This window comes from Parasphingorhabdus sp. (genome assembly GCF_049667325.1).
Taxonomy (GTDB): Bacteria; Pseudomonadota; Alphaproteobacteria; order Sphingomonadales; family Sphingomonadaceae; genus Parasphingorhabdus.
In genome coordinates, this window is the sequence record NZ_JBATHY010000010.1 from 1 (window position 1) to 7,406 (window position 7,406).

Annotated in this window: 8 protein-coding genes and 1 pseudogene; 1 reads left to right on the plus strand and 8 read right to left on the minus strand. The window is 53.0% G+C overall.

The features are described from left to right. The coding region (locus WBM93_RS00285) for an HflX GTPase family protein (protein WP_424427002.1) at positions 1 to 661 on the plus strand (661 nt) is incomplete at its 5' end. 11 nt (positions 662 to 672) lie between these two features. On the opposite strand, the gene mazG is transcribed toward WBM93_RS00285, so the two are convergent. The 8 genes and pseudogenes from mazG to WBM93_RS00325 all read right to left on the minus strand — a co-directional run. Further along, the gene (gene mazG / locus WBM93_RS00290) at positions 673 to 1,428 is read right to left on the minus strand and encodes a nucleoside triphosphate pyrophosphohydrolase (RefSeq protein WP_424427004.1); all 756 of its coding nucleotides are present in this window, start codon (positions 1,426 to 1,428) and stop codon (positions 673 to 675) included. Positions 1,429 to 1,476: 48 nt separating this feature from the next. Then, positions 1,477 to 2,097 (minus strand): retropepsin-like aspartic protease family protein, encoded by a 621-nt coding sequence (locus WBM93_RS00295; protein ID WP_424427006.1) that lies wholly within the window; start codon positions 2,095 to 2,097, stop codon positions 1,477 to 1,479. A gap of 3 nt (positions 2,098 to 2,100) precedes the next feature. Further along, on the minus strand, positions 2,101 to 2,871 hold the full coding sequence (locus WBM93_RS00300) for an MBL fold metallo-hydrolase (protein WP_424427008.1): 771 nt from the start codon (positions 2,869 to 2,871) through the stop codon (positions 2,101 to 2,103). A 2-nt stretch (positions 2,872 to 2,873) separates the two neighbouring features. Further along, complete coding sequence (locus tag WBM93_RS00305) at positions 2,874 to 3,650, minus strand: TatD family hydrolase (protein ID WP_424427016.1); 777 nt, start codon at positions 3,648 to 3,650, stop codon at positions 2,874 to 2,876. 1 nt (position 3,651) lies between these two features. Continuing rightward, positions 3,652 to 5,205 (minus strand): methionine--tRNA ligase, encoded by a 1,554-nt coding sequence (metG, locus tag WBM93_RS00310; RefSeq protein ID WP_424427011.1) that lies wholly within the window; start codon positions 5,203 to 5,205, stop codon positions 3,652 to 3,654. Positions 5,206 to 5,253: 48 nt separating this feature from the next. Further along, positions 5,254 to 6,270, minus strand: coding sequence for a DNA polymerase III subunit delta' (locus WBM93_RS00315; RefSeq protein ID WP_424427013.1), 1,017 nt, complete (start codon positions 6,268 to 6,270; stop codon positions 5,254 to 5,256). A 4-nt stretch (positions 6,271 to 6,274) separates the two neighbouring features. Beyond that, entirely contained in the window at positions 6,275 to 6,910 is a 636-nt protein-coding gene (tmk, locus tag WBM93_RS00320) for a dTMP kinase (RefSeq protein WP_424427014.1), read from the minus strand. Further along, positions 6,907 to 7,406 (minus strand): annotated as a pseudogene (locus WBM93_RS00325) (D-alanyl-D-alanine carboxypeptidase family protein); the annotation flags it as partial. The gene tmk and the pseudogene WBM93_RS00325, both read right to left, overlap by 4 nt.

The following is a 7,406-nucleotide window of genomic DNA, read 5'->3' on the forward strand; positions in this document are numbered from 1 at the left end:
TTACACAAATGCCGGAACATCGACATTGTTCAACCGGTTGACTGGTGCCGATGTCTTTGCCGAGGATTTGCTGTTTGCAACTCTCGATCCGACCATGCGAGAATTCCCGTTGCCGGGATATGACAAGGCGATTTTATCCGATACGGTTGGCTTTGTATCCGATCTACCGACGCAATTGGTCGCGGCTTTCCGGGCCACACTTGAAGAAGTCAGTGCTGCCGACATCGTGGTGCACGTTCGCGATATTTCCCATGAAGCCAGCGATGCACAAGCCGGTGATGTAAGGCAAATATTGGCCGACCTTGGCGTGTCAGAGGAAGCAGGAGAGGGGCCTCCCGTGATCGAGGCTTGGAACAAAATTGATAGGATCGCTCCTGACGATCCGCATTTCACGCGAATTTCATCGCCATTGCCGGAACACGTATGCGCGATCTCTGCCGAGACCGGAGCCGGTGTCGAGACATTGGTCAATCTGATCGCGAAAACATTGTCGGAAGGTTATAAGTCTGAACAGATAGAGCTGCCGGTGTCCGATGGAAAACGGATGGCGTGGCTGCACGAAAATGGCCGAATTCTGAGCAGCGAACAGTTGAAGGACAATCTTATACTGTCGGTTGAAATGTCACCGCGAAATTGGGGCAGGTACCACGCGCTGCATTAAGCACTAGGCATTCAGGATGCGGCTAGGCTTGCCTTGGCCTTCTGCCATTCCGCTTCCAGTTCTTCGATCGTCATCTGTTGCATGTCTTCGGTAAGATTTGACTCTACCTGATTGAACCTTTTAGTAAATTTGGTTGTGGCATCAGTCAGGGCACGTTCTGCATCGACTTTGTAATGACGGGCGAGATTGACCGCAGAAAAGAGTAAATCGCCGATTTCTTCGTGAATTTCCTCATCGCTGTTCGCCGCCGCGACCTCCTCAAGTTCCTCGAGCAACTTGTCCCTCACCGGCGCCTTGTCGGGCCAGTCAAATCCCACGCGAGCCGCTCGTTTCTGGATTTTCTGAGCTCTTAGTAAAGCGGGTAGAGCCAACGCGACACCATCCAGTGCGCTCGACTGGCCTGATTTGTCGCGCTCGTCTGCCTTGATCTGTTCCCATCCCGGGCTCTTGTCGGCTTCACCGAAGATGTGGGGATGACGGCGGGTCATCTTGTCGCAAATGCATTCTACGACATCCTGGAAATCAAATGTTTCTGCCTCTGCCGCGATCTGGCTGTGAAACACAACCTGGAGCAGGAGATCGCCGAGTTCGTCTTTCAGCGCAACCATATCGTCACGTTCGATGGCATCGGCGACTTCATAAGCCTCTTCAATCGTATAAGGCGCAATGGTTTTAAATGTTTGCACCTTGTCCCATTCGCACCCACTGTCCGGATCGCGCAAACGCCGCATGATTTCAAGCAGGGGATCGATCAATTGTGCATCCATTCTAATCTGCCAATAAGATTGATAATATATATTATGTTAAATTCGTAATCATTCAACTGAAGAGGAATTCGGCGGTTCCAGTATCATTTCCCGGCCTTCAACCCGCCAACTTTTCAATTGTGAGAGAAAATTCATGCCTATGACATTGGAGTCACCAAATTCTTCGGCGACAACGACCGGCAGATCCTTAGCAACCATAGAACCAATCTGCAGCGACTGGATACTCCCTCGCTGTGCTTCGACTGATCCGTTGGCCGTCGTTAAGATGACCGGAAATGGGCTTCCGCTAATTTCAATTCCAGCGCTTCGAGCTGTTTGCAACGTCATTGCCGTAGTGGTTGCACCGCTGTCGATCAGAAAACGAACCGGTAGTTCGTTGACCGTCGCATTTGCCCAGAAATGACCGTCTGCCGATTGCCGGATCCTTAGTGTGTCGCCAACCACGAGTTGCTCATTTGCTCCGGAGACTTCGCCGGAAACACGATTCCAGACCGCCAATATCTCGTTCTGGTAGGAAAACCCGACAATGAATACTGCGAATATCGCTACCCATGCCAATGCGGTTCGAATAATTTCAGCAAAACCCATCCGTCGGGAAAACAAGGCGCTCGCTACCAGCACGAGCGCACCGATTGCGAAAACAAGATTGATATTTTGATCTTCGGTCAATGGTCAGATTTCTTTCACATAGCCATCATAAGCTGGGCGGATATGATCCGGTAATATGGTAGCTAGATGGTCATAGTCCATCGAATTGTCCATATGGGTCAGCAAACTCAATTTCGGCCGCGCTTCGTCAATAAGTGCTAAAGTCATGTCCAGATGCGCGTGTGTCGGATGCGGCTTGTCGCGCAAGGCATCTACGACGAACAAGTCGCAATTTTGATATAATGCCCGCATCTCTGGCGTTACATCGCCGAAATCGGTTGCGTAGCAGATCGATTTATCCTGATGCTGGAAACGGAGACCTGCGGACGTTATCCCGCCATGGGGCTGGTCGACACAGTGAACCGAAATATCGCCGATCTCGACCGGACCATTGAGTGCAATTCCTGTGCAGATTGACGGATAATAATCATGCCCGTCGAAGGCATAGGCAAAACGACGCTTCAGGCTCTCAAGTGCAAATGGCCGGGCATAGCCGGCCATCGGTTCGCGGCTTTGCTGGAAAACCGCGCGCAGATCATCAATACCGTGGCAATGGTCGGCATGATCATGCGTCCAGATTACCGCATCAATTTGGTCTATGTCATTGTCGAGAAACTGGTTTCTCAAATCAGGGGACGTATCAACCAATATTCGAGTGGTTGGACTTTCTACCAGGATAGACACCCGAGTTCTGCGGTTTTTAGGTTCATGCGGGTCACAATCGCCCCAGTCATTGCCAATGCGGGGTACACCAGAGGATGTTCCGCAACCCAGTATCGTGAGCTTCAAAGACACATTCAGGGCTGCGCCTTGGAGAATAGCCGATAGAAATTCTGACCTGTTGTTGCACAAAGCGCGTCATAATCTTCGTTTCGCAGCCCAGCCAGATAGCGAGCCGTATCCGCTACGAACGCGGGTTCCCCGGTCTTTCCGCGATGTGGTACCGGGGCAAGAAAAGGCGCATCGGTTTCGACCAACAAGCGATCTGACGGTAGTTTGGCTGCCGTTTCCTGCAGATCTTTGGCATTTTTGAAGGTCACGATGCCCGAGATAGAAATATACAACCCAAGCGCCAATGCCTTGTGTGCAAAATCCTCGCTCGCCGTGAAGCAGTGGATCACGCCGGAATAGGTACCCCGCTCCATTTCTTCGGCCATGATTTCTGCCGTGTCTGCCTCGGCATCTCGGGTGTGAACGATGATCGGCAAACCGGTTTCGCGTGCGGCGTGAATATGGGTTCGAAAACTCTGTCTCTGCCGCTCCCGGTCGCTATGATCATAATAATAGTCGAGCCCGGTCTCGCCTATCGCGACAACTCGTGGATGCTTAGCCTCTTCGACCAGCTTGGCGAGATCGACATCGGGATGGGCGTCAGCTTCATGCGGGTGGATCCCGATACTGGCCCAGACGTCCGGTTCCCGTTCGGCGGTCGCGACAATATCCCGCCATTCGCTTTCACGGGTGGAGATATTGAGCATCGCGGTTACGCCGCTTTGGCGGGCCCGTTCGAGAACGGCGGGCTGGTCTTCCACCAGACCTTTATAGTTGAGATGACAGTGGCTATCGATCAGCATTTCAGACATCGGCATCGTCTTTCAGCATCTCGAGACGCGGAAAAATACCTTTAGGCTCGGGCAGTGTCATGCCGGGCTGGATCGGTTTTGTAAGATGCTCGAAATCGCGTGAATCTTCTGATTGGGCCAGCAGATCCAGCATTCTGTCACAGCTTTCCGGCATCGCCCATCGCAGCATGATAGCCAGTTGCCGGATCGCTTCGGCGGTATGAAAGAGCACTGTATCCGCACGCGCAGGATCTGTCTTGCGCAGCGCCCAGGGCGCTTGATCGGCAAAATATGTATTGGTCGCGCTCAAACGCTCGCGGATGGCATCAAGTGCGGTGTCGATCTTGAACAGGCCGCCTGTCATCGCTTCCGTCACACTCTCAAAACAACTGTCGAGTTGGCTGAGCAATTCCAGCTCGGCAGAACTAGGCTCACCGCGGGCTGGTACCTTGTTATCGCAATTTTTGGCGATCATGGAGAGGCTGCGCTGCGCGAGATTGCCAAAATTATTGGCGAGATCGGCATTGGTCTTGGTCACTATGGCTTCCGCCGAATAGGTGCCATCCTTGCCAAACACAACGTCGGCTAGCAGGAAATAGCGCAACTGATCGACACCGAAGCGCTGGGCCAATTCCATCGGATCGATAACATTACCAACCGATTTCGACATTTTCTCGCCGCGATTGAGTAGAAATCCGTGGCCGAACACCTGTTTGGGTAGCGGGAGCCCCGCGCTCATCAAAAAGGCAGGCCAGTAAACGGCGTGAAAACGGACGATATCCTTGCCGATCAGATGCAAATCTGCCGGCCAATATTTCGCAAACATGCCCTTGGTATCCGGATAGCCGGCGCCGGTCATATAGGTGGTTAGCGCATCAACCCAGACGTACATCACATGACCCGGTGAGCCTGGCACGGGGACGCCCCAATCGAAGCTGGTCCGCGAAACGCTGAGATCTCTCAGCCCGCCTTCGACAAAGCGCATGACTTCGTTGCGCCGGCTTTCGGGCTGGATGAATTCGGGATGTTCCTCATAGAGTTTGAGCAATTTATCCTGATATTCCGACAGTTTGAAGAACCATGTTTCTTCAGCGGTCCATTCGACCGGCGTACCTTGCGGCGAGAGTTTTTTACCACCCTCGCCTGTTTCGATCTCGTCTTCAGCATAAAAGGCTTCGTCACGCACCGAATACCAGCCTTCATAACGATCAAGATAGAGATCGCCATTGGCCTCCATTGCTTTCCACAATGCCTTGCTCGCTTCATGATGAGCGGGCTCGGTGGTTCTTCGAAATCCATCATGTTGAATATTAAGATTAACGCACATCTCTCTAAAATAAGAGGACATTTCATTGGCGAGATCTATGGTCTCGCGATCCGCATCGCGGGCCGTCTGCACCATTTTCAGACCATGTTCGTCGGTTCCGGTGATCAGACGGACGTCGCGGCCGCTCAGCCGGTAAAATCGTGCAATAGCGTCAGCGCAAATCGCCTCATAGGCATGGCCGATATGCGGACGTCCATTAGGATAGCTGATCGCGGTGGTAATATAAAAGGGTTCTGACATGGCCATCTCTCTTGATGGATTGGCGGCGCTTGTAAACAGCCAAAATCCCTATTTCGTCCGGGCAGCGGGGGCAAGTTCACCCATCAGGCTTCCAAGCCGGAATATTACGGACTGATTATCGAGGGCTTTTGGAATTGCGGTCGTGGCAAGTTCGCTGGCTTTCCGCCATTTTTCGATCGTTTCCATCGAGCAGGGAAGCTCGGCGGCTTTTATTTGCTCGGCGATCAGGCTTGGAGCCCGTTCGAGAAATGCGCGATATCGCGGAGTCGCGGCCTTTAACGCTAGTTTCCGAGCCAGTTCGCTCTTCAATCTATTATCCCTGTCTCCGGTCTTGATAATTTCGCGCGCAATATCGTCCAGTTCGGCCAGGCCAATTTCGATAAACTGCAATGCCCGGCCCGGCGAGCCTCTGCCAGCAAGCACAAGAGCCTCCAGATCCGCTTCCCCCAGTTCTGGTGCTGCTTTTTTCAGCAGCGCGCGCATTTCATTATCGGGTAGAGGGTCGAAGCGCAGCATCTGGCACCGCGAACGGATGGTTGGCAATAGGCGGTCAGGCTTATGGCTGATCAAAAAAAATATGGTCTTTTTTGGCGGTTCTTCGAGGTTTTTCAAAATGGCATTGGCGCCGCCGCGCTCAAGATCATCGGCTGCATCGATGACGACAACCCGATATTCGGAAATGGAAGCCTGATTTTGAAACAATGGCTGCAATGCGCGAACCTGATCGACCTTTATATTGCGGGCCAATTCATGCTCTTCCAGGGAATCGATCCCGTTGTCCCTTGCCCTCTTCTCTTCCTTGTCGCTTTTTGGTCCGCGACGGAGCATCCGAAAATCCGGGTGTGAACCGGCTGCAAGAAGATGGCCGGCTTCATCGTCCTGAATTTCGCTAAATGTTGCTGGTTGATTGCGGGAATTGAGCAAAAAATGGCCGGCTTGCTGCGCAAAGGCCGCCTTGCCCAATCCCTTGTCACCAGCCAGAATCCAGGCGTGGTGGAGCATATCTCTGGCAAGGGATTGGCAGAATATCTGCTGCGGTCTGTCGTGGCCGAGATATGATGTCATTGAATCATTTCATCAAGTCGCTCAGATTCTCCATCAGGGAATCGGTGACGATGTTCGGAGCCTGCGACGCGTCGATCAGCCGGACCCGTTCGGGGTCTTCCGCCGCAAACTTGCGAAAATTTTCCATCACCAATTTGTGATATGTAGTGCTTCTGCGTCCAATTCGGTCGCTGCCGCCGCGATCTCTCGCCGCTGCTCTTTTAGCGGACACTTCTTCGGGAACATTCAGAACAAAAGTCCTGTCGGGTAAAAGGTTGCCGCTGCCGACGCGATGCAAATCAAGAATGTCGTCGTCGGTGAGTTCACCGTTCACGCTTTGATAGGCTCTGTTGCTATCAACGAAGCGGTCGCTGATCACCCATTCTCCCCGTGCGAGTGCAGGACGGATTAATTTAGCACAATGTTCCGCGCGTGAAGCCGCGAACAGCAGTGCTTCCGTGCGAATATGCCATTTTTCCTCCGCGCCGTTCAGCAATAATTCGCGAATAATCTCCGCGCTGGTGGTGCCGCCTGGTTCCCGCGTCAGAGTGACATTATAACCTTTGGCCTCAAGGGCGAACGCGAGTTCTCTCGCCTGGGTTGATTTTCCCGCCCCCTCCCCGCCTTCAAGGCTGATAAAACGACCCATTTTTTTGCTCATGCCATTCCCAATAAAGTTTTAAACCCTGCCCATATCCGATCGAAAAAACCGGCCGCGCCTATATCTTCGCCCGCGACCAGAGGAACCGCCTGCTGACCGGCATCCTCCGTCGTGACAATCAAAGTCGCGATAGGCTGCCCTTTGACAATCGGTGCCTTGATCGGTCCGTCATAGGACACTTTCATTGCTATCTTGCCGTCCGACGCTTTCGGGATGGTGGCAAATAAATCCTTGGCTGCGACGAGCGATACGGTGGCAGTGCCTCCCAGCTGCACTTCAGCAGTCTGGATTTTCGTGCCCTTGTCGAAAAGTTTCTTGGCCTCCCAAGCATTGAAACCCCAATTCATAAACTTGACCGATTCGTCGACACGGCCGCCATAGCTGGTAAGCCCCGCGAGTACCGACACCAGTCGCCGGCCCTTCTGTTCAGCCGAGCCGGTAAAGCCATAGCCGGCTTCTTCCGTATGACCGGTTTTCAGTCCGTCTGATCCGGCCA